The sequence below is a fragment of the Hymenobacter defluvii genome, assembly GCF_017589435.1.
Taxonomy (GTDB): Bacteria; Bacteroidota; Bacteroidia; order Cytophagales; family Hymenobacteraceae; genus Hymenobacter; species Hymenobacter profundi.
Map to the genome: position 1 here is coordinate 1 of NZ_JAGETX010000074.1, position 1,141 is coordinate 1,141.

General features: G+C 49.2%; 2 protein-coding genes. Both read left to right on the plus strand.

The window, feature by feature from the left end:
- Positions 1–131 precede the first annotated feature (131 nt).
- Positions 132–659, plus strand: a complete 528-nt coding sequence (locus J4D97_RS22960; RefSeq protein ID WP_185281017.1) for a DUF3341 domain-containing protein — start codon at positions 132–134, stop codon at positions 657–659.
- Positions 659–1,141: c-type cytochrome (locus J4D97_RS22965; protein WP_208309624.1), on the plus strand; the 483-nt coding region annotated here is incomplete at its 3' end. The genes J4D97_RS22960 and J4D97_RS22965, both read left to right, overlap by 1 nt.

Consider the following 1,141-nt stretch of genomic DNA (forward strand, 5'->3'; position numbering starts at 1 on the left):
GGTGAAAACGATCCTGAAATATGGTGTAGACAATGGCCCAACTTACACGGGTCAAGATCCGCACCATGCTCCTACGCATCATCACGCTACCCCTGGCGTACCGGCTTCCGCTCCCGTAACTTATACCAAACATGACTAAGCGTTTCGCCCTCGGCGTTTTCGATGACGAAGACGTACTCCTGCACGCCATTGAGAACGTGCGCGCAGCGGGAGTGAAGATCTACGATGTATTCACGCCTTTCCCTATCCACGGCATCGATGATGCTTTGGGTATTGAACGGAGTCGTTTACCTATCGCCGCTTTCTTCTATGGTCTGTGCGGTTTGTCCTTTGCCCTGTGGATGCAGATCTACATGTTGGGATTTGACTGGCCCATGATCATTGGTGGTAAACCTCATATTTCGCTACCAGCATTCATTCCGGTTTCGTTCGAGTTGACGGTATTGTTCACCTGTCATGGTATGGCCATTACCTTCTTCATCATCACAAGCATGTATCCTAAGCCGAAAGTACAGGTGATGGATGTGCGTTCGACGGATGACAAATTTGTGATGGCTATCGAACTGAAGGACGATACAAGCAATCTAGGTCAGTTGACTCAACTGTTGCGTGATAACGGCGCTTCAGAAGTCAACGAAAAAGAAATGACTAAGAACTAATGGCGCATTCGCTGAAAATAGGTCTGCAAGCGTCGTTGATGGTATTTGGAGCAATCTGTACGACTGCTTGCCACGACGCCAATGACACCGGCATTGAATATGCGCCGGAGATGTACGAGTCTATTCCGTATGAGCCTCTACGACAAGTCACGGCTAATACAATCAACCCAATGGGTATCAATCAGCGTACGCCGCCGGTAGGTACCGTTCCACTGGGTAAACTGGATTACTACGATCATATTCCAAAAGATAGCGTTGAGCAAGCTTCACGTCGTTTGACTAACCCGCTGGCCTACACGCAGGAAAATCTAGTGGAAGGTCAGACCCTGTATGCTCGTAACTGCCAGCATTGCCATGGTGAACAAGGCGATGGGCAGGGGCCAGTAGGTCAGAAGTTCAAAGGCGTGCCCAACTATTCTGCCGGAGCCTATAAGACAATGAATGATGGGCATATTTACCACGTCATTGAATGGGGCAAAGGT

Bases quoted from the DNA above. Each gene is read 5' to 3' on its own strand.
- J4D97_RS22960 (WP_185281017.1), top strand. From the start codon at position 132: ATGACTAAGCGTTTCGCCCTCGGCGTTTTCGATGACGAAGACGTACTC.